The sequence below is a fragment of the Devosia beringensis genome, assembly GCF_014926585.1.
GTDB lineage: Bacteria > Pseudomonadota > Alphaproteobacteria > Rhizobiales > Devosiaceae > Devosia > Devosia beringensis.
Genome location: NZ_CP045422.1, coordinates 2,373,410 through 2,393,137 on the forward strand (window position 1 = coordinate 2,373,410; position 19,728 = coordinate 2,393,137).

Consider the following 19,728-nt stretch of genomic DNA (forward strand, 5'->3'; position numbering starts at 1 on the left):
TCGGGGTCAGCGGCGGCGGGTGATGGTGTTGATGTGGCCCATCTTGCGGCCGGGGCGGGCCTCTGCCTTGCCGTAGAGGTGCGGCTGGGTATTGCCGTCGATCTCGGCCGGCACCTTGGCGACGTCATCGCCGATGAGATTCTCCATCACCGCGTCGGCCATGCGGGCGGGATCGCCGAGCGGCCAGCCAAGCACGGCGCGGATATGCTGCTCGAACTGGTCGGTGAGGCAGACGGCCTCGGTCCAGTGGCCGGAATTGTGTACGCGCGGGGCGATCTCGTTGACGACGAGGGTCGGGCGATCGCCGGGTAGCACGAAGAACTCGACACCCAGCACGCCGACATAGTCGAGCGCCACGACGATGACCTTGGCCAGCATGGCAGCGTGTTTCTCGACGCCAGGCGGGATGTCGGCGGGCACGGTGCTGGTGTGCAGGATATGGTTGGTGTGGACGTTTTGCGCGGCGTCGAAGCTGCGCACCTCGCCATTGGCGTTACGCGCCACGACGACGGAGATTTCCTTGTCGAAGGGGACAAAGGCTTCGAGCACCAGCGGCTTGGGCTCCAATGCGGCAAAGGCTGCGGCGGCATCGGTGCGGTCGCGCAGCACCCGCTGCCCCTTGCCGTCATAGCCCAGCCTTGTGGTCTTGAGCACGGCGGGCAGGCCCAGGGCGTCAATGGCGGCGTCCAGGTCGGCCAGGGTTTCCACGGCGCGGTAGGCGGCGACGGGAATGTTCTTGCCGGCGAGGAATGCCTTTTCGGCCAGGCGATCCTGGGAGATGGAAAGGGCATTGGCGCCAGGCCGTAACGGCTTGCGGGCGGCCAGGAATTCGGCGGTCGCGGCCGGGACGTTCTCGAATTCATAGGTGATGACGTCGACGACATCGGCAAAGGCGGCGAGCGCGGCCAGGTCGTCATAGGCCGCGACGGTCCTGTGCGGGGTGACCTCGAAGGCGGGGCTATGCGGATCGGGGCAGAAGATGTGGGTGCGCATGCCCAGGCGGCTGGCGGCGAGCGCGAGCATGCGACCCAGCTGGCCGCCGCCGAGAATGCCAATCATGCTGCCGGCGGGCAGCGGCGTCGTATCATGGGCCACGGGTTACTCGGTATCGGCGGGAAACAGCGGGACGGCAGCGGTCTGTCGGGCGCGGAAGGCATCGAGGCGATCAGCCAGCTCGTCATCGGACAGCGCCAGCACGGCCGCGGCAATCAGGGCAGCATTGATGGCGCCCGGCTCGCCGATGGCCAGGGTGCCGACGGGAATGCCGCCGGGCATCTGCACGATGGAAAGCAGGCTGTCCTGGCCATTGAGGGCCTTGGATCGCACCGGCACGCCAAAGACGGGGAGGGGGGTCATGGCGGCGATCATGCCGGGGAGATGGGCGGCGCCACCGGCGCCGGCAATGATGACCTTGAAACCCTCGGCGCGGGCCGTGCTGGCAAATTCGACCAGACGCTCGGGGGTGCGATGGGCCGAGACGATCAGCGCCTCATATTCCACCTCGAGGGCCTCGAGCGTTTCGGCAGCGAGACGCATGGTGGGCCAGTCGGACTGGCTGCCCATGACGATGGCAATGGGTGGTTTGGTGAGCACGGCCGATTCCCCTATCGGTCTTTGCAAAGCGCGGAACTAGCCCAATTGTCGCCACACATCAAGCCTTCGGACCCCCTCAGGCGATGATGTCGGGCAGCAGAATGTTCTCGAGTTCGACAATGCGATCCTTGAGCGCCAGCTTGCGCTTTTTCAGCCGCTGAATCAGCATGCGATCGGCGACATGGGACTCGGTCAGCGTATCGATGGCCGCGTTGAGATCGCTGTGTTCCTGGCGTTTTGTCGCCAGTTCCAGGCCGTATCGGGCTTCTTCTTCCTTGGTGAGCGACAACATCAATTCGAGCGCACCCCAACGCCGTAAAACACACCCTTGGTTAACCGATCACGGGTGGATTTGCACATGATTTCCCATTGGGTCACGAAGACAGTCGACATTGCGTGAATTTTTTGTGACGATCAGGTGTCCACAGAGGCTTTCAAGGAGTTGTCATGACGACTGAAGGGCATATCGCGGCGCTCGAACGGCGCCACCAGGAGTTGGACCGCCAGATCCAGGCCGAGCTGCAAAGCACCAAGGCCGACGACCTTACGGTCAGCGCACTCAAGCGCAAGAAACTCGAAGTGAAGGACGAGCTCCACAAATTCAGCATGACAGGCTGACACGCGGCGACAGTTTTACCCTCCCATAGGGTGGAAAGGGTCACGGCATTTGCCGCGGCCCTTTTTTGTTGCCTCATGCGCCGGCGAGCAGGCCGGTTGTCCCCTTCCAGACCAGGTAGAGTGCCAGCAGGAACACCAGCCAGTAGGCGATGCGATAGAACCACACCATCGAGATGCGGCGGACCAGCCAGACACCGCCAAGCACGCCGACAATACCCACCGGAATGAGCGAGGCCGACAGGGTCAGGTTGTGCAGGCTGAGCTGCCCCAGGAAGAAGTAGGGGATGAGCTTGGCCGTGTTGACGATGGCGAAGAACACCGACGTGGTGCCGGCATAGACTTGCGGCGTCAGCCGCTGCGGCAGCACGTAGATCTGGAAGGGCGGGCCGCCGGTATGACTGATGAAGCTGGTAAAGCCGGCAAAGCCGCCCCAGAATGTGCCCCATGGCCCTGATGGCGGCAGGCCCTCGAGCTTCTTGCGCAGCGGCAGGATGGCATCGAGGATGAACAGCAGCGTCACCACGCCGACGAACAGCAATACGCCATCGTCCGACACGATCGACCACAGCGCCCAGCCCAGCAGGGTGCCCGCTGCCGCACCGGGCAGCATGATGCGGATGATGCGCCAGTCGATGTCCTTGCGATAGGTCCAGACGGCGATCACGTCCATGGCCAGCAGCACCGGCAGCATCATGCCAGCGGCGTCGCGGGCAGGCATGACGAGGCTCAGCAGCGGCACGCCGACCATGCCCAGGCTGCCGAGCAGGCCGGCCTTGGACAGGCCGACAACGAGCACCGCAATCACGGCGATGGTGATGAAATAGGGGTCGATGATGGGCATGGGGATAGTCCGGGAAGGGTCGTACTAGTCGGTACGCTTTGCCGTGGCTTTGTCAACCGGGGCCGGCGGTGGATCGGCAGTCATGGCAGCGGTGAGCAGGCCCATGGAGTTGCGCACCATGCCGACATAGGCGTTTTCATCCTCGCGGACGGCAAAGCTGTCGACCAGCAGCTGGTTGTCATGGGCCTCGAAGGCGCGGGCGAGGTGCTCGGCCTCCTCGGGCGAGTGGCCGAGCCGAACCAGGACCTTGGCGCCCAGATTGATGGCGGACAGGAAGGTCTCGCGCTCGAAGACGTCGATGCCCAGGGCCATCAGGTCATGGGCATGGCCGCGATCGACGGCGCGGGCGGCGATGGCCACGTGCGGATAGTGCCGGCGCATGTTGCGGGCCACGGCCAGGATGCGGTCGCGGCCGCCAACGGCGATCACCACCAGTTCGGCATGCTGCACGCCGGCAGCCTGCAGCAGGTCGATCCGGGCGGCGTCGCCGTAGAATACCTTGACGCCGAAGCGGCGGACCAGCTCGATCTGCACCGGATCATCATCGATCAGCGTCATCTCGAAGCCCTGGGCGCGCAGCATGCGGGTGACGATCTGGCCGAACCGGCCATAGCCGAGCACGACGATCTTGCGGTGCTCGTCGATGGAGTCGGCGGGGTGAGTGGCCCCGCGCGCGTCCAGGCGGGGCGCTATCAGCTTGTCAAAGACCAGCAGCAGCAGCGGCGTGGTGACCATCGAGAGCGCCACCACCACACTCATGGTGTCGTATTGGGCCGTTTCGAGGACGCCTTCGGTGCGGGCGAGCTGCAGCACGACAAAGGCAAATTCGCCGGCCTGGCTGAGCATGATGGCGATCAGCATGCGGTCGGCGAAGTGCATGCGGAAAAAGCTGGCCAAGCCAAACAGGATCACCATCTTGACCGCGACGAGGCCGATCACCAGCGCGGCGATGCCGAGCGGGTCGGTCGCCAGCACCGAAAAGGCGATCGACATGCCTACCGAGATGAAAAACAGCCCGAGCAGCAGGCCCTTGAAGGGTTCGAGATTGCTCTCGAGTTCATGGCGATATTCGCTGTCGGCCAGCAGGACCCCGCCGATAAAGCCGCCCAGAGCCGGCGACAGGCCGAGATATTGCGTGATCATGGCGGCGCCCACGACCATGGCCAGGCCCATGGCGGTAAAGGCTTCGCGCAGGCCGGTGCGGGCGACATAGCCCAATATCGGCCGCACGACATAGCGGCCGGCCACCAGGGCGGCGATGAAGGCGCCGACCACCGACAGGGGCATCAGCCAGTCGATTGGATTGTCGAGAGCCTCGACGGCCAGGGTGACTTCGGCATTGATCGCTGCGCCGCTGCCGGCGATGGCCAGCAGGGGAATGGCAGCCAGCACGGGAATGATGGCCACATCCTGCACCAGCAGGATAGCGAGGCTGGCTCGACCGGTATCGGTGCTGGTGATGTCGCGCTGGGCCACTGTCTGCATGGCAATGGCCGTGGAGGACATGGACAGGGCCATACCCATGATCAGGGCGACGTTCCAGTGCAGGCCCGTCAGGGTCAGCAGCAGCATGACGACAACAGAGGTGACGATGATCTGGGTGACGCCCAGGCCCAGCACCTTGTGGCGCATGCGCCAGATTTCGCGGGGCTGCAGATCAAGGCCGATGAGAAAAAGCATCATGACGATGCCGAATTCGGCGATGTGGCGGGTGGTATCGCTGTCCGATACCAGGCGCAGGCCATAGGGCCCGATCAGCACGCCGGCGGCCAGATAGCCCAGGACCGTGCCCAGGCCGGCCGCCTTGGCCAGCGGCACCAGCGCCACGCTGGCTGCCAGCAGAACGAAAATGACCAGCAGGATGTTGTTTTCCATTCTGCTGGTCGTTTCTGCCTAGTTGTCGGAGTCGGTCTGGATCGACTTGAGTCGGGAGAAGACCGAGTCGGCGTCGAAATCGTCCTGCGCTTCGGCAGGGCGATGATCGTTGGCGGCAAATTCGCCGTTCTCGTCGGTGTGGCCGCGGCTGCCGGAGCGGGCCAGGGCCTCCTCGGCGGTCATCAGCATGGTGCCTTCCTCGGCCTCGTCGACGCCCGGGCCACCCTTGGAGGCGCGGCGCACTTCAAGATCGAGGTCGATCTGGCTGCAGAGGCCCAGGGTCACCGGATCCATCGCCGCCAGGTTGGCAGCGTTCCAGTGGGTGGATTCGCGCACCGAGTCGATGGTCGACTTGGTGGTGCCGACCAGACGCATGATCTGGGCGTCCTTGAGTTCGGGATGGTTGCGGACCAGCCACTTGATGGCGTTGGGGCGCTCGTTGCGGCGCGAAATCGGGGTATAGCGCGGACCCTTGCGCTTTGCAGCGGCGACGCGAACCTTGGGCTCGCTCAGGATCAGGCGGTAATTGGGATCGGCCTCGGCCTTCTCGATCTCCTCGCGGGTCAGCTGACCGTTCTGGATCGGGCTGGCACCCATGATGCCGCCGGCGACGTCGCCGTCGGCAATGCCCTGAACTTCCAGCGGATGCAGGGTGCAGAAGGCGGCGATCTGCTCGAATGACAGCGCCGTGTTGTCAACAAGCCAGACGGCGGTCGCCTTGGGCATCAACAGTGGCTGGGTCATGATAAATCTCTCCTGCAGGCGCGGCCGGTTTTCCTCCGGACCGCTCCGCCTCTTTGCTTCGTGCTGAGGGGGAACAGGGACAATATATGGATTTGCCCGCTGATCCGCAATGGCAATGTAGGATTTGCCCACCGGCAGCGCGGCTAAGCCCTGGCACCGAAGGGCGTTACCAGCACCAGCTTGCCGATATGGCCGCGTGCCTCCATGGCGCGGTGGGCGGCGGGTGCCTGGTCAAACGGGAACGGGGTGATCGCGGGTTTGACAAAGTCGGGCGCCGACAGTGCCGGCAGCAGATGGGTGCGGATATGGTCGGCGATGTCGGCCTTGGTGGCGGCCGTCTGCGGGCGCAGGGTGGAGCCCGACAGCGTCAACTGCTTTGCCATCAGCGTCCGCAAGGGTATCTGGGCGTTTCCGCCGTCGAGGGTTGAGACCTGGACGATATGCGCACCGCGGGCGCAGGCCTCGATATTGGTCTGGGCCATGGCGCCGCCGATGATGTCGAGCACGCGGTCAACGCCGCGGCCCTCGGTCAGCGCCAGCGTGCGGGCGACGATGTCTTCGGTGGTGTAGTCGATGGTGGCGACTGCCCCCAGGCGGGTGGCATAGGCCGCCTTGGCGGGCGACGAGACCACGGCAATCGCGCGTGCCCCCAGGATGGTGGCGATCTGGATGGCGGCGCCGCCAATGCCGCCGGCCGCGCCATGCACCAGCACGCTCATGCCGGACGCCAGACCGGCGCGCAGCACCAGGGTCTGGGTGACGGTGAACCAGGTTTCCGGCAGGGCGGCCGCCTCGGCCAGGCTCCAGCCTTCGGGGACGGGCAGCACCTGGCCGGCGGGAACGGCGACGAATTCGGCATAGCCGCCGCCATTTGTCAGGGCCATGACGCGGTCGCCGAGCTGCCACTGGCTGACATTGGCGCCGGTCGCAGCGACTTCGCCGGCCACTTCGAGGCCGGGCAGTGGCGAAGCGCCGGGGGGCGGATCGTAGACGCCGCGACGTTGCGCCAGGTCCGGGCCATTAACGCCGGCCGCCGCAACACGGATCAGCACCTCATCAGGCCCGCAGGGCGGCATGGGCCAGGGCTGGCGCTGCAGGACGTCAGGCCCGCCGGGCGCGGTGATGGCTATGGCATGCATGGTGTCAGCTGGGGTCATGGCGCCATGCTGGACGAAGCAGGCTTGCCCGGCAAGCCCGTCGCGCTAAGCTGCCCCTTCCAAACGCAGGAGGCTGGCATGGATGAAGACGCAGTGGACAAGCCCAGGACGCATGCGGTGGGCATGGATATCGAAACCATGTCAGTGGAAGAGCTGAGCGAGCGCATCAGCCTGCTCGAGGCGGAGATCGTCCGCCTGCGGGCGGCGATCACGGCGCGGGGTGCCACAAGGCAGGCGGCCGAATCGGTGTTCAAACTCTAGATCCGATGGCCGGTAACCGGGTCCGCGCCCGGAGCGATCAGGAGCGCGTGGGCCGGGGCGGGGCGGCAATCGAGACAGTTGAGACCGCACGGCGCGGCGTATCGTGGCGGCCATGGTCGGGCATGCGGCCGGGCCGGACAGGCGTGGTGGCGCTGCTGCCCGGCCTGGGGGCGATGGCCATCAGGCCCACAAGCAGGCTTGCGGCCGTTGCCGCAGATAATGTGGCCATCGTGGCTCTCCAGTTTGATGTCGCGACACCGGTGGGCGCAGCAGGGGTGAGGCTGCTGTCCGCCGGAGCTTGTGGTTGATTGGGTGTGCGGCAAACTGACCATGCCGGCGCGGGAAGTGAATAGACCTGCAAGCGACAGGGTTAAGGCGGGGTGCCTTGTTAACTGGCAATTTGCTGGTCGCCGTTAAGGCCCCGTTAAGCTTTTGTGGGCCCCTGGAGTGTCCGGCTCCAGGCAGGCAGGACACGGGATTCCGCCTGAGGCGGCCGCAGAGGGCATGATTTTTCCAGCCCGCCATGTCTGGGAGGCTAATACACTACTGAACTGGTAGGCATTCAGTCCGCGCGTGCAAAATTGCCCGGGTAGCGAGCGAAGGATGATGTGTCATGAGCCAAGGCTTCTCCAGATCCCAGAAATCAACGCCGATTTCCCATCGCCAGGCGCCCATAGACCTGCCACCGCGCGGATTTCTGATCCTGATGCTGGCCCTGACGGGCTGGGTCGGATTGATCGGCGTGTTTGCCCTTGTCGGGCAGTTTCTGGCGGTTCTCTTCTGAACGCAGCCCAGAAATCCCGGCCTGGATCGGGTAAGGTTAAGCAATTGAACGTCGTTAACGCGCCCTTAAGCAATTGTCGGTAACGTGAGGATATTCAGATTGTTCTGGATTTTTCAGAGTGGTTTCTCCCTCTGTTTGACGCCTCCCTGTTAACTTCGAGAGCGGTTCCTACCGCTCTTTTTTTGTTTTTGGGGTCCCTTGATCATCCAATTGCCATGCTTTTAAACCTGTCTTCATGGCTTGTGGCGCCTGATGACAGGGCGCCCGGTGCCGGCGCCTGACTTGGGCGCCAGAACAGGGAGACGTCTGGTTGGCAGAGGGGAACGAGAACGGGGCGGCCATTGCGATCGGCCCACGCATCGTGGCTGCGGGCGGCTTTGATACGCTCTATCGCGAAGGCATGACCCTGATCGAGGATGTCGCCTCCTATCTCGATGGCGAGGGGCGCGGCGACAGCCGGATCCTCAGCCGCGAGGCGTCCTTCGTCTACGCCACTGAATCCATGCGGCTGACCACACGGCTGATGCAGCTGGCCTCCTGGCTGCTGCTGCAGCGGGCGGTCAATGAAGGCGAAATCACCAAGGAAAATGCCCGCTCCGAAAAGGAGAAGGTCAAGTTCTCCGCCACGCCGTCCGAACGCGGCGGGCCAGGCTATGACCAGCTACCGCCGGTTCTGCGCGACTTCATCGACAAGGGCGACCGCCTGTTTGACCGGGTGATGCAGTTTGACGTGCTCGAACGCGGCCGCATGAGCGAGATGGATCCGGGCACCGCCAATGGCATTGCCGACCAGCTGGCACGGCTCAAGGCGGCTTTCGGGCGCGCCTGAGCCGGTCGCGCTTGAGCGCCAGACCAGGCCCCACCACCGTTTCGACAACAAAAAACCCGGCACAATGGCCGGGTTTTTCAATTCTGCCAAAGGCTGGCTTAGATGCCCAGGCCCTTGAAGCGCTCCTTGAAGCGCGAGACGCGGCCGCCGCGATCGAGCAGCTGGCCCGTGCCGCCGGTCCAGGCCGGGTGGGTCTTGGGATCGATGTCGAGCTGCAGAGTGTCGCCGTCCTTGCCGTAGGTCGAGCGCGTCTGGTACTTGGTGCCGTCGGTCATCACCACATTGATCAAGTGGTAGTCCGGATGGGTATCAGCCTTCATGGTATTCGCCTCAAATCAAACGGGCGCCGTGGCGCCCGGAGAGCATCTGGAATTGGTGTTGGGCGCTTCATACAGAAGAGAAGGCCAATCTGCAAGGGCGTGGCGCGGCAATTTCACGCCGGACAAAGCGGTTGCCGCGGCAGGTGCCAGTGCCTATATCGGAGCCTCAGCGCGGCCCGGGATTTCCGGACCCCATCTCTAAAAGAGTGGCGTAACCGAGCGATGACTGACCAATCCGTCCCGGTTCAGGCCGACACGAGCATCCCCACATCCCAGCCGACGACCCCGGTGCGCAAGCTGCAGCCGTTGCGGCGCCTGCTGCCCTTCATTCTCAAATATCCGGTGCGGCTGTCGCTGACCGTGCTGTTCCTGCTGATCTCGGCAGTGTCCTCGCTGTCGATTCCGGCGGTGCTGGGCGGCGCGATCGATGAGGGCTTCATCGAGCAGAACCTCGAAAATGTCGGCCGCTATGGCTGGCTGATCGTGGGCATTGCCGCGGTCATGGCCATTGCCAGCGGCGCGCGGTTCTATTTCATCTCGGTAATCGGGGAGCGCGTGCTGGCCGATCTGCGGCAGGCCGCCTTCCTGCATCTGCTGCGGCTCGATGCCCGCTATTTCGATACCAATCGGGTGGGCGAGCTGACCAGCCGACTCAATGGCGACGTCGCGGTGATCCGCAATGCGGTGGGCTCGAGCTTCTCGCTGGCCCTGCGCTCGCTGGTCACCATTATCGGCGCGCTGGTCATGATGTTCCTGACCAGCCCGACCCTGACCCTGGCCGTGGTGATCGCCGCCCCGGCGCTGCTGATCCCGCTTGTCGCCTATTCGCGCCGGCTGCGCGGCATGTCGCGCAAGACCCAGGATGCGCTGGCGGACCTTTCCGCCATGGCGACCGAAATGCTGGGCGCCACCCGCACCGTCAAATCCTTCACCCAGGAAAAGACCCAGTCAGCGATCTATGACGCCCATAGCGAAGACAGCTACCAGGCCGAGATAAAGCGCCTCGGCGCCCGTTCGGTGCTGGTGGGCATGGTGATTTTCCTCGGCACGGCAGCCGTGGTGTTCCTGGTCTGGTGGGGCGCCCGTGCGGTCTTCGCCGGCACGGTGACCGCCGGCCAGCTCACCCAGTTCCTCGTCTATGCGCTGATGGCCTCGGGCGCGCTGACCAATGTCAGCGAAGTGCTGGGCATCCTGCAGACCGTGGCGGGTGCGACGGAGCGCCTGACCGAAATCCTCGACACCGAGGCGAGCATCACCGATCCGGAGCATCCGGTGGCACTGCCCGTGCCGGCTCTGGGCACGGTGGCTTTCGAGAATGTCGATTTCGGCTACGAGACCAGCGGCTATGAGCAGGTGCTGCGCGATCTGAGCTTTACCGTGGCCAAGGGCCAGACGGTGGCGCTGGTCGGCCCGTCCGGCTCGGGCAAGTCGACAACCCTGTCGCTGCTGCAGCGGTTCTATGACGTCAGCAGCGGCGCCATCCTTGTCGATGGCCTCGACATCCGCAGCGTGCGGCTCGAGGAACTGCGGCAGCGCTTTGCCTATGTCGAGCAGGAGCCGACGATCTTTGCCGGCACCATTGCCGACAATATCCGCTTCGGCAAACCCGAGGCGAACATGGGCGAGGTCGAGGCCGCGGCCCGGGCGGCCCTGGTGCATGACTTCGTCATGGAGCTGCCGCTGGGCTATGACGCCATTGTCGGCGAGCGCGGCGTGATGCTGTCGGGTGGGCAGAAGCAGCGCCTGGCGATTGCCCGCGCCATTCTCAAGAATGCCCCGATCCTGCTGCTGGACGAAGCCACCTCGGCGCTGGATGCGCAGAGCGAGCGGCTGGTGCAGACGGCACTGGAGCGCTTGATGGAAGGCCGCACCACGCTGGTGATCGCGCACCGGCTGGCGACAATCCGCGATGCCGACAAGATCCTGGTACTCGAAGCGGGCCGCATCATCGATGCAGGCACGCATGACCAGCTGGTGGCCAAGGGCGGTCGCTATGCCGAACTGGCGCGGCTGCAGTTCCGGCTGGATGACGTTATCGGCTAGGTTCTGGGGCTTCCTGTTTGCGGCAGGACACCTGATACATCTCGGCATACATCTCGGCCTATACCCCCACCCGACCCCGTCGGGGCCACCCTCTCCACAAGGGGGAGGGAAGGGAAGACCCTGAAATCCGGGTTCATCGTCTCCCTCCCCCTTGTGGGGAGAGACGGCGCGCAGCGCCAAGGGTGGGGGACAGGCTGATAATGCCTGCCTACCCCTCGGTCAGCTTGAACTCGATGCGGCGGTTGCGGCGATAGGCTTCGTCGGTATTGCCCGGGTCGAGCGGGGTGAACTCGCCGAAGCCGGCCGCGACCAGGCGGTTGGGCGACACGCCGCGGCTCACCAGATATTGCGCCACCGAAATGGCCCGGGCCGCCGAGAGCTCCCAGTTGGACGGGAAGCGGGCATTGCTGATCGGGCGGCTGTCGGTATGGCCGTCAATGCGCAGCACCCAGTTGATATCGGCGGGGATCTCGGTTTCGAGCTGCAGGATGGCGTCGGCCAGGGCGTCCAGGTCAGGCAGGCCGCCGGCCTGCACATCGGCCTGGCCGGGATCGAACAGCACTTCGGACTGGAAGACGAAGCGGTCGCCCACGACGCGGACATCGGCGCGGCCTTCAAGAATCTGCCGCAAGCGGCCGAAGAAGTCGGAGCGATAGCGCGTGAGATCCTGCACCCGCTGGGCCAGCGCGACATTGAGGCGGCGGCCGAGATCGGCAATCTGGGTGCGCGACTGGGTATCGCGGGCTTCGGAGGCCTCGAGCGCCGTCTCGAGCGCGCCGATCTGGGTGCGCAGGGCGGCCAGCTGCTGGTTGAGCAGGGCCACCTGGGCATTGGCTTCGTCGGAAAGCTCCTGGGCGGCCTCCAGGTCGCCCTGCAGGCCCGCAATGGCGGCGTCCTTGTCGCCAATGCCGGCGCCAATGCCCTCGAGCTGGCTGGCAAGGCTGGCATTGTCGGCCTGGGTGCTGCCCAGGGTGGCGGTCAGGTTGGCGATCTGGCTGTTGAGGTCGTCGGCATTGGCGCGTTCGAGCTGCAGCAGGTCGGTCAGTTCGGCGATCTGGCTGTTGAGGCGGGCGAGCGCGGTGTCGCGGCCCTGCAGTTCCTGACCGAGGAAGAACTGGGTCAGCATGAACAGGCTCAGCATGAAAATGATGACGAGCAGCAGGCTCGACAGGGCGTCGACGAAACCGGGCCAGTAATTGGCCTCGATGCGCCGGCGGGAACGGGCTCCCGGCATGGGTCTAGTTCCGCCGCTCGTTGTCGGACTGGGCCAGCACCGCGTCGATCAGTTCGCGCAGCTTGCGATTGGTCTCACCCTGCTCTTCGATATGCTTGCGCAGATCGTCCTGCTCGGTGCGGATATGCTTGACGAGGCCATCGATGCCGCGGGCCAGCTCGGCCATGGCGCGGATGGCGTTCTGGCTGGAATTCTGGTTCTGCATGGAGCTGCCGAGCTTGTCGAACATGGCCTGCATTTCCGGGCCGCCGGCATTGGCCTGCATGGCGCTGACGGGGTGGTCGAGCTCGGTCATGGAGGTCATCCAGTCCTCGAGATCGGTATAGAAGGCGTTCTGGGCCTGGCTGGTCTGCAGGTCGAGAAAGCCCAGCACCAGCGATCCGGCAAGGCCGAACAGGCTGGACGAGAAGGCGGTGCCCATGCCGGCCAGCGGGGCGCTCAGGCCCTCGCGCAGGCTGGCGAACTGCGAGGCGGTGTCGCCATTGGCGACGTCGAGCGAATTGATGACGCCGGCCACCGAGGTCACGGTTTCGAGCAGGCCGTAAAACGTGCCCATGAGGCCGAGAAAGACCAAGAGGCCGGTGAGATAGCGCGAGGTGTCCTTGGCTTCGTCAAGGCGGTTGCCCACCGAATCGAGGATCGAGCGCATGGACGATGGGGTGATCACCGCCTCGCCGATGCGCTCGCGCAGGATGCCGGCCACGGGCGCCAGCAGGATAGGCGCGCGCACATTGGTCGTGGTGCCGTCCTGCAGGGAATTGACCCAGTGCACTTCGGGAAACAGGCGGACGACCTGGCGGAAACTGAGGAAGATGCCAATGCCAAGGGCAAAGAAGATCATCGAGTTGATGAACGGATTGGCCCAGAAGAAGGTGGTGATGGTGTTGAACAGGATCGCCCCGACCAGCGCGACCAGCACCAGAAAAATCACAATCTTGATGAGGTAAACGGTCGGGCTGCCGAGGTGGTAGGGATCATAGCCTTGCGTCATGTCTGCCTGAACCTTGCCTCAACGCGCAAATCACTGCAGCCGAGACTAGTTCAGACCTTGGTTATGGGGCAATGCCAAAGGTTAACCATTGCAGCGGTGTGATCGGCCGTCATGCAAGCTTCGCGAAGCCGCCGTAAGGGGAGCCATCCGCTCCTGTCCGAGATTTTGCCATGCCGATCGACCTGCCTACGCTTGCCCAGCACTTTGGCCGCCAGCCCGACCGTGTGCCGCCGCGGCATCTGGGCACGCGCTATAACCAGGCGGGTGTTTTCCTGCCCGAGCCGGGCAATACGGTGGTGTGCCACGTGGCGGAAGGTTCGGCGACGCAGCAGGCGCTCATGGACGCGCGGCTAGTGTTCCAGGGCATGGCAGACGCGGCCAAGCTCGCCTTCACGCCGGTCGCCAGCTACCACATGACGCTGTTCCAGGGCATTATCGAGGGACGGCGGGAATATCCCTACTGGCCGCGCGACATGAACAGCGACACCTCGATCGCCGCCATGACCGACGACTTCGCGCGGCGGCTAGGCGACTTTGCCGGCGGCCCGGCCTTCCAGGTGGCGGTCAACGGGGTGGCGCCGACCGGCCTTCGGCTCGAGGGCGTCACTGCCGCGGATCGGCAGGCCATGGCGGACTGGCGCGACGGTTTCTCCGACCTACTCGGCTATCGGCACCCCGATCACGAGACCTATGAATTCCACATCACCATGGCCTATCTGATCGACTGGATCGACGCAGACGCGCTGCCGGAATGGCAGGCCATGCTGCACGCGGTCGAGGCAGACATCGTGCAGCGCGCACCGGTGCTCGAGCTGCGGGCGCCGGCCTTTTGCAGCTTTGCCGACATGAACTGGTTCGAGGAACTGGTGGTGTTCAACCCCCGCTAAGGGGGCTGAGCCTACTGAACGGCCCGGATTTCCTTGAGCAGAGCCGGCTGCAGGGTCTCGTTGCCGGCGACGATCTGGCCGTTCCAGACCGAACCGGGCGCTCCCGCAAAGTCGGAGACGAAGCCGCCGGCTTCCTTGACCATCAGCATGCCGGGCGCCACGTCCCAGGGGGCGAGGCCGGCTTCCCAGAGGCCGTCATAGCGGCCCGAGGCCAGCCAGGCCATGTCCACGGCAATCGAGCCGGAGCGGCGGATGCCGGCCACGGCGGGATTGATATGGGCCAGCTGGCGCAGCTGCAGGCTGTCATTGGGGGTGCCCTGGGTCTTGATCCCGGTGCAGACCACGGCGTCAGACAGGCTGCGACGACCGGCAACGCGCAGGCGCTTGCGGTCATTGAGCCAGGTGCCACCGCCCTTTTCGGCGGTGTAGAGCTCGTCCATGACGGGGTTGTAGATCACCGCCGCGACGATCTCATTGGCGCGCTCAAGGGCGATGGCCACGGCAAAGAGCGGGATCGAGTGCAGAAAATTGGTGGTGCCGTCGAGGGGGTCGACGATCCAGCGGTGCTGGCCATCGGTGCCGGCGACCTCGCCGCCCTCTTCCATCAGGAAGGCATAGGTGGGGCGGGCCTTCTGCAGCTCGGTGAAGATCACCTGCTCGGCGCGCAGATCGGCCTTGGAGACGAAATCGGCCGGGCCCTTGCGGGAAACCTGCAGGTTCTCGACTTCGTTGAAGTCCTTGGTCAGCGATTTGCCGGCCTTGAGGGCGGCGCCGACCATGACGTTGAGGATTGCTGAACGGGCCATGGGTCAGTCCGCCCGGCGCATATAGGTGACTTCAGACGTGTCGACGACGATACGCTCGCCAACGGCGATGAAGGGCGGCACCATCACCTTGAGGCCGTTGGACATGATGGCGGGCTTGAACTGGCTGGAGACGCTCTGGCCCTTCTGCACCGGATCGACCTCGGTGACTTCGAGCACCACATTGGCGGGGAACTTGATGCCCAGCGGGGTGTCTTCGTGCATTTCGAGGGTGATCTTCATGCCGTCCGAGAGGAAGGCAGCGCGGTCACCGACAAAATCCTTGGCCAGCTCGACCTGCTCATAGCTCTGCTGATCCATGAAAACCAGGCTGTCGCCCTGCTCGTAGAGAAAAGTGAAATCGCGGAATTCGAGTTCCACCTGCTCGACCGTCTCGGCGGAGCGGAAACGCTCGTTGAGCTTGGTGCCGGTCAGGATGGCCTTGAGCTCGACCTGGGCATAGGCGCCGCCCTTGCCGGGCTTGACGTGATCGACCTTGACCGCGACCCAGAGGCGGTCCTGATGGTTGATGACGAAACCGGGGCGGATTTCATTGCCGTTGATCTTGGCCATGCGGGTGGGTGCTTTCGGGTGCGCGAAGTGTTGGAGCGGGCCACGCGCGCCGGATGCGGCTGGCCGAAGGATGGTTGTGCTGACGGGCGTGGGGCGCTTCTTGCCTCAGAATGCCGCTCCGTTCAAGGGTTTTGCGGTTCCGCCGCCGGGGTGACCGTCGTCGGCAGCAGGTCGGGCAGGGTCGCCGGTGCCGTGTCGCCGGTCCCGGGCGGGGCGATGGAGGGAATTTCCGCGACCGTCTCGATGCTGGGCGGCGTACTCGGCCAGAAGCGGGCGCGCTCCTCTGCCTGGGTCAGGTCCTCCGGCGGAATGGAAACCAGCAGGCGATCCAGCGCCGGGTCGCTCAGGCCCTGGCGGCGTGACAGCGCCCGCCACATGCCGGCCTCCTGCAGGTCGAGGGGCACGCCTTCACCAACCGCCAGCAGCTTGGCATAGCGGTTCTGGGCGACGGCGCTGCCGGCCTCGGCGGCCCGAGCATACCAGCCGGCCGCGGCGGCAACATCGCGCTCGATGCCCTGGCCGAGATAGAGCAGGGTCGCGTAATCGACCTGCGCTTCGGTCAGGTTCTGTTCGGCGGCCAGACCAATATAGCGCGCGCCTTCCTCGAGATTGGGCGCGAGGCCCGCGCCCTCGATCAACATGGTGCCATAGTCATACTGCGCTTCGGCGAGGCCCGCCTCGGCCGCTTCGAGCATCAGGCTGGCGGCGGTGGAGAGGCTGGGCGAGGCGTAGATGCCCTCGATATGCAGCAGAGCCAGATTGTATTTGGCGGGCAGATAGCCGGCCTGGGCGGCCTTGTTGAACAGGTCGGCGGCGCGCGCGCGGTTCTTGGGCACGCCGATGCCGTCCTGGTAGATCATGGCCAGCTCGAACATGGCCAGGATGTCGCCATTCTTGGCGGCCAGCTCATACCAGCCGGCGGCGCGCTGGTCGTTCTGGGCCACGCCCAGGCCCTTGGCATAGATCTCGGCGATCAGCGTCTGAGCCGGCGCATCACCCTGTTCGGCGCGGGGCAGGGCAAATTCGAGGGCGGTGAGGAAGTAGCCCCGCTGGAAAGCGCCAAAGGCCAGATCGGTCGGCACGCGGGGGCCAAAGATCTGGTCGCTGATGATTTCGGCAGGACCGGCAGCCGGGGGCGCTTCCTCGACCGCCTGGTCCTGGACCACGTCCTCCTGGGCCACGGCAAGGGTAGCCAGCGAGAAGGACGACAGCAGCACCGAAAGGGCCAGCAGATGAAGGCGGCGCCGGATGCTCATGGCGCGTCCAGGGCGTTGACGATGGCGGCAGCGGCAGCAGCCGGATCGTCGGCCGACCAGATGGAATCCGAGAGGGCGAGGAATTCGGCGCCGCGCGGATCGGTCGTAGGGGTGGCGCCTGGATCGCTGAGCACAGCGGGAATCTCGAAAGTGGCAGCCCACCACTCCGCAAGGTCGGCAGCCTCGGCATCGCTGCCGCCTTCAAGCGGCCCAAAGAACAGATAGTCGACATCCATTTCGCCGATGGTCATGGCGTCGTGGCGGGTGGGGATATTGCCGGCCCCGACGATCAGGCCAGGCTTGAGCGCCTTGAGCGCCGCCTTGACGGCGCTGGCATCGCCGGAAATATGCACCCCATCGGCGCCGATGCTCCGGGCGAGCCCGGCATCGTCCTCGACCAGAACGGCGCAGCCGGCGGCTTGGCCGATGCGGACCAGGTCTTTGGCAAAGCTGGCATAGGCGGCGTCATCGCGGGTGCCGCGGCGCAGCAGCAGGGCCGAGAAGGCGGCAACGTCCAGCACAGCCTGCAGCGCCTGGGCAAAATGCGTCGGATCGGCGGCGGCGGGCGTGATCAGATAAAGCTGGGGGGCCATGGGTTCTCGATACTGACGCTATGGGCCTCTTCATGGTGGGCCATTTTGGCAAGAAAGAGGACGCCCCTCCAATAGGGGATGGAAATGTGACGCGCAAAGAAAATGCGCGCCCCGTTCCGGAGACGCGCAGGGGGCACGAAAAAGCGCGCCCGCTAAGGGCGTGCAGGTGTGACGTTGGGACGTCAGGCAGAAATCAGGCAGCGGTGTCGACCTCGCCGCTCCAGGTGCCGAGGGCGGCCAGCGAATTCATATGGGCGCGGTGGCTGAAGGCGGCCTGGGCGGCCGGAAAGTTCTCGCGGCGACCGGCCCAAGTGCGCAGGGCGACATTCTGCAGGGCGCGGCCATAGGAGAAGGTCAGCGGCCAGGGCTTGCCGGCAATCTGGTTCATGGCCGTGAGGTGGGCAGTGGCCTCCTCATCGGTCTGGCCGCCGGACAGGAAGGCAATGCCGGGCACGGCGGCCGGGACATGCTCGCGCAGCACCGCCACGGTGCGGCGGGCCACTTCCTCATAGCTGGGCCGTTCGCGCGAATTGACGCCGGGCATGATCATGTTGGGCTTGAGCAGCATGCCGCCCAGGTCAACGCCGGCGAGGCGCAGTTCCTTGAAGGTATTTTCCAGCACGTCGCCGGTCACTGCGGCGCAGCGCTCCATGGAATGGTTGCCCGGATCGCCATCGCCGACCACTTCGGGCTCGACCACCGGCACAATCCCGGCCTCCTGGCAGAGAATGGCATAGCGGGCCAGAGCATGGGCATTGGCGCGGATATTATTGCGGGTGGGGGCCACGTCGTTGATGGTGATGACGGCGCGCCACTTGGCAAAGCCGGCGCCATGCTCGGCATAGCGCACCAGGCGCTGGCGCAGGCCGTCGAGGCCCTCGGTGATCTTTTCATTGTGGTCGCCGGGCATGGGGAAGGCGCCGCGATCGACCTTGATGCCGGGGATGACGTCGGCATCGGCCAGGATGGCGCGGAAGGGCGTGCCGTCGGCGGCGGACTGTTCGAGGGTTTCTTCGGTGAGGATGACACCGGAGATATATTTCGTCATGGCCTCGGTGGAGCGGAACAGCATTTCGCGGTAGTCGCGGCGCAGATCGAGCGAGTTGGGCAGGTTGATCTTGGCAAAGCGCTTGGCGATGGTGCCCTCGGATTCGTCGGCAGCCAGGATCCCCTTGCCGGGCTCCATCAATTTCTGGGCAATGGCATTGAGCGACTTCGTCATGGCAAACCTCGGCTGTGGGATTGACCGGGAGATTAGACTTTCGTTGCCGCCAGTTCGATTAGACCTAGGGTTATTAGACCAAAGGCGAATCTTGTATGGTAGTGTTGATACTGGATGGAACGCCCTTGGGTCGTGTGCCGTTCTGGCCTACAGCAAACCGGTCCGGCGCCCATTGGGCGCCCTTTCCCCAACAATGGATGACAATGATGAGCACGCAACCGCACGTGAGCCTTAACGACGGCCATGCCATTCCCCAGCTCGGCCTTGGCGTGTGGAAGGCTACCGACGAGACAGCGCGCACCGCCGTGGCCAGCGCGCTCAAGGCAGGCTATCGCCACATCGATACGGCGGCTATCTACGAGAACGAAGCCGGCGTCGGCGTCGGCATGGCGCAATCGGGTGTCGCGCGCGCCGACATCTTTCTCACCACCAAGCTGTGGAACGAGGCGCAGGGCTTTGATTCCACGCTGCGGGCCATGGATGAGAGCCTGAAACGGCTCGGGACCGACTATGTTGATCTCTATCTGATCCACTGGCCCTCGGCCTTTCGCGGCAAGTTCATCGATACCTGGAAGGCGATGATCCGGCTGCGCGAAGAGGGCAAGGCCCGCTCGATCGGGGTGTCCAATTTCGAGGGCGACACCATCGACCAGCTGATTGCCGCAACCGGCGTGACGCCGGCGATCAACCAGATCCAGCTCCATCCGCTGTTCCAGCAGGCGCCGATGCGGAAAAAGAACGCAGAGCTGGGCGTGGTGACGGAAAGCTGGAGCCCGCTGGGTCAGGGCAAGCTGCTGGACCATCCGGCGCTGGCAGCGATTGCCGCGCGCCATGGCAAGAGCGTGGCGCAGGTGATCATCCGCTGGCATATCGAACTGGGCCTGGTGGTGATCCCCAAATCGGTGACGCCGAGCCGGATCGTCGAGAATTTCGCGGTGTTCGATTTTGCGCTCAGCGACGCGGACAAGGCCGCCATCGCCGCGCTCGACAGTGCCGAGGGTCGCATCGGCTCGGATCCGCTGACGGCGACGTTCTAGATCAGGCGGACAAGGCAGAGGCCGTCACCCTAGCGGTGGCGGCCTGGGCATTGTGTACACACCCTTT

23 protein-coding genes are annotated in these 19,728 nt (G+C 64.9%); 7 read left to right on the top strand and 16 right to left on the bottom strand.

Features of this window, described 5'->3' with window-relative positions; translation table 11 throughout:
• Positions 1-6: 6 nt before the first annotated feature.
• From GDR53_RS11610 to GDR53_RS11620, 3 genes are all read right to left on the bottom strand, one after another.
• On the bottom strand, positions 7-1,059 hold the full coding sequence (locus GDR53_RS11610) for a 5-(carboxyamino)imidazole ribonucleotide synthase (protein ID WP_193338067.1): 1,053 nt from the start codon (positions 1,057-1,059) through the stop codon (positions 7-9).
• A 39-nt stretch (positions 1,060-1,098) separates the two neighbouring features.
• Complete coding sequence (purE, locus tag GDR53_RS11615) at positions 1,099-1,563, bottom strand: 5-(carboxyamino)imidazole ribonucleotide mutase (RefSeq protein WP_408639803.1); 465 nt, start codon at positions 1,561-1,563, stop codon at positions 1,099-1,101.
• A gap of 106 nt (positions 1,564-1,669) precedes the next feature.
• Positions 1,670-1,885, bottom strand: coding sequence for a YdcH family protein (locus GDR53_RS11620; protein WP_193334655.1), 216 nt, complete (start codon positions 1,883-1,885; stop codon positions 1,670-1,672).
• 155 nt (positions 1,886-2,040) lie between these two features.
• Between GDR53_RS11620 and GDR53_RS11625 the strand changes: the two genes are divergently transcribed.
• Positions 2,041-2,211 carry a YdcH family protein gene (locus GDR53_RS11625; RefSeq protein WP_193334656.1) on the top strand — a complete coding sequence of 57 codons (171 nt, stop codon included), beginning with the start codon at positions 2,041-2,043 and terminating at the stop codon, positions 2,209-2,211.
• Positions 2,212-2,284: 73 nt separating this feature from the next.
• On the opposite strand, the gene GDR53_RS11630 is transcribed toward GDR53_RS11625, so the two are convergent.
• From GDR53_RS11630 to GDR53_RS11645, 4 genes are all read right to left on the bottom strand, one after another.
• Positions 2,285-3,052: a sulfite exporter TauE/SafE family protein gene (locus GDR53_RS11630; protein WP_193334657.1), complete on the bottom strand. Its 768-nt coding sequence runs from the start codon at positions 3,050-3,052 to the stop codon at positions 2,285-2,287.
• Positions 3,053-3,076: 24 nt separating this feature from the next.
• A complete protein-coding gene (locus tag GDR53_RS11635) occupies positions 3,077-4,927 on the bottom strand; it encodes a monovalent cation:proton antiporter-2 (CPA2) family protein (protein ID WP_193334658.1) in 1,851 nt (616 codons plus the stop codon).
• Positions 4,928-4,945: 18 nt separating this feature from the next.
• Positions 4,946-5,671, bottom strand: coding sequence for a DUF1013 domain-containing protein (locus tag GDR53_RS11640; RefSeq protein ID WP_193334659.1), 726 nt, complete (start codon positions 5,669-5,671; stop codon positions 4,946-4,948).
• Between the two features lie 143 nt (positions 5,672-5,814).
• Positions 5,815-6,828 (bottom strand): NAD(P)H-quinone oxidoreductase, encoded by a 1,014-nt coding sequence (locus tag GDR53_RS11645; protein WP_210321322.1) that lies wholly within the window; start codon positions 6,826-6,828, stop codon positions 5,815-5,817.
• 78 nt (positions 6,829-6,906) lie between these two features.
• On the opposite strand from GDR53_RS11645, the gene GDR53_RS11650 reads away from it, so the two are divergent.
• Positions 6,907-7,089, top strand: coding sequence for a DUF1192 domain-containing protein (locus GDR53_RS11650; protein WP_193334660.1), 183 nt, complete (start codon positions 6,907-6,909; stop codon positions 7,087-7,089).
• 37 nt (positions 7,090-7,126) lie between these two features.
• Here GDR53_RS11650 and GDR53_RS11655 read toward each other — a convergent pair whose 3' ends face one another.
• Positions 7,127-7,318: a hypothetical protein gene (locus tag GDR53_RS11655; RefSeq protein WP_193334661.1), complete on the bottom strand. Its 192-nt coding sequence runs from the start codon at positions 7,316-7,318 to the stop codon at positions 7,127-7,129.
• Between the two features lie 384 nt (positions 7,319-7,702).
• Here GDR53_RS11655 and GDR53_RS11660 point away from each other — a divergent pair, with 384 nt between their 5' ends.
• Both GDR53_RS11660 and rcdA read left to right on the top strand, forming a co-directional pair.
• Positions 7,703-7,873: a hypothetical protein gene (locus GDR53_RS11660; RefSeq protein ID WP_193334662.1), complete on the top strand. Its 171-nt coding sequence runs from the start codon at positions 7,703-7,705 to the stop codon at positions 7,871-7,873.
• A 310-nt stretch (positions 7,874-8,183) separates the two neighbouring features.
• Positions 8,184-8,702, top strand: coding sequence for a protease adaptor protein RcdA (gene rcdA / locus GDR53_RS11665; protein WP_232846612.1), 519 nt, complete (start codon positions 8,184-8,186; stop codon positions 8,700-8,702).
• A 98-nt stretch (positions 8,703-8,800) separates the two neighbouring features.
• Here rcdA and rpmE read toward each other — a convergent pair whose 3' ends face one another.
• Positions 8,801-9,022 carry a 50S ribosomal protein L31 gene (rpmE, locus tag GDR53_RS11670; protein ID WP_193334663.1) on the bottom strand — a complete coding sequence of 74 codons (222 nt, stop codon included), beginning with the start codon at positions 9,020-9,022 and terminating at the stop codon, positions 8,801-8,803.
• 222 nt (positions 9,023-9,244) lie between these two features.
• Between rpmE and GDR53_RS11675 the strand changes: the two genes are divergently transcribed.
• Positions 9,245-11,065 (top strand): ABC transporter ATP-binding protein, encoded by a 1,821-nt coding sequence (locus tag GDR53_RS11675; protein WP_193334664.1) that lies wholly within the window; start codon positions 9,245-9,247, stop codon positions 11,063-11,065.
• A gap of 208 nt (positions 11,066-11,273) precedes the next feature.
• On the opposite strand, the gene GDR53_RS11680 is transcribed toward GDR53_RS11675, so the two are convergent.
• Positions 11,274-12,299, bottom strand: coding sequence for a peptidoglycan -binding protein (locus GDR53_RS11680; protein ID WP_193334665.1), 1,026 nt, complete (start codon positions 12,297-12,299; stop codon positions 11,274-11,276).
• A 4-nt stretch (positions 12,300-12,303) separates the two neighbouring features.
• The gene (locus tag GDR53_RS11685; RefSeq protein ID WP_193334666.1) at positions 12,304-13,290 is read right to left on the bottom strand and encodes a flagellar motor protein MotA; all 987 of its coding nucleotides are present in this window, start codon (positions 13,288-13,290) and stop codon (positions 12,304-12,306) included.
• 170 nt (positions 13,291-13,460) lie between these two features.
• Here GDR53_RS11685 and GDR53_RS11690 point away from each other — a divergent pair, with 170 nt between their 5' ends.
• The gene (locus tag GDR53_RS11690) at positions 13,461-14,177 is read left to right on the top strand and encodes a DUF1868 domain-containing protein (protein WP_193334667.1); all 717 of its coding nucleotides are present in this window, start codon (positions 13,461-13,463) and stop codon (positions 14,175-14,177) included.
• Between the two features lie 11 nt (positions 14,178-14,188).
• Here the strand turns inward: GDR53_RS11690 and GDR53_RS11695 are convergent, their stop codons facing one another.
• From GDR53_RS11695 to GDR53_RS11715, 5 genes are all read right to left on the bottom strand, one after another.
• Positions 14,189-14,983, bottom strand: a complete 795-nt coding sequence (locus GDR53_RS11695; protein WP_193334668.1) for an inositol monophosphatase family protein — start codon at positions 14,981-14,983, stop codon at positions 14,189-14,191.
• Positions 14,984-14,986: 3 nt separating this feature from the next.
• Positions 14,987-15,553 (bottom strand): elongation factor P, encoded by a 567-nt coding sequence (gene efp / locus GDR53_RS11700; protein ID WP_193334669.1) that lies wholly within the window; start codon positions 15,551-15,553, stop codon positions 14,987-14,989.
• A gap of 122 nt (positions 15,554-15,675) precedes the next feature.
• Positions 15,676-16,809, bottom strand: a complete 1,134-nt coding sequence (locus GDR53_RS11705; RefSeq protein ID WP_193334670.1) for a tetratricopeptide repeat protein — start codon at positions 16,807-16,809, stop codon at positions 15,676-15,678.
• Positions 16,806-17,402, bottom strand: a complete 597-nt coding sequence (locus GDR53_RS11710; protein WP_193334671.1) for a thiamine phosphate synthase — start codon at positions 17,400-17,402, stop codon at positions 16,806-16,808. Before GDR53_RS11710 ends, GDR53_RS11705 begins: the two co-directional genes overlap by 4 nt.
• Before the next feature lie 193 nt (positions 17,403-17,595).
• Complete coding sequence (locus GDR53_RS11715) at positions 17,596-18,624, bottom strand: class I fructose-bisphosphate aldolase (RefSeq protein ID WP_193334672.1); 1,029 nt, start codon at positions 18,622-18,624, stop codon at positions 17,596-17,598.
• A gap of 206 nt (positions 18,625-18,830) precedes the next feature.
• Between GDR53_RS11715 and GDR53_RS11720 the strand changes: the two genes are divergently transcribed.
• On the top strand, positions 18,831-19,661 hold the full coding sequence (locus GDR53_RS11720) for an aldo/keto reductase (RefSeq protein WP_193334673.1): 831 nt from the start codon (positions 18,831-18,833) through the stop codon (positions 19,659-19,661).
• Positions 19,662-19,728: the final 67 nt, after the last annotated feature.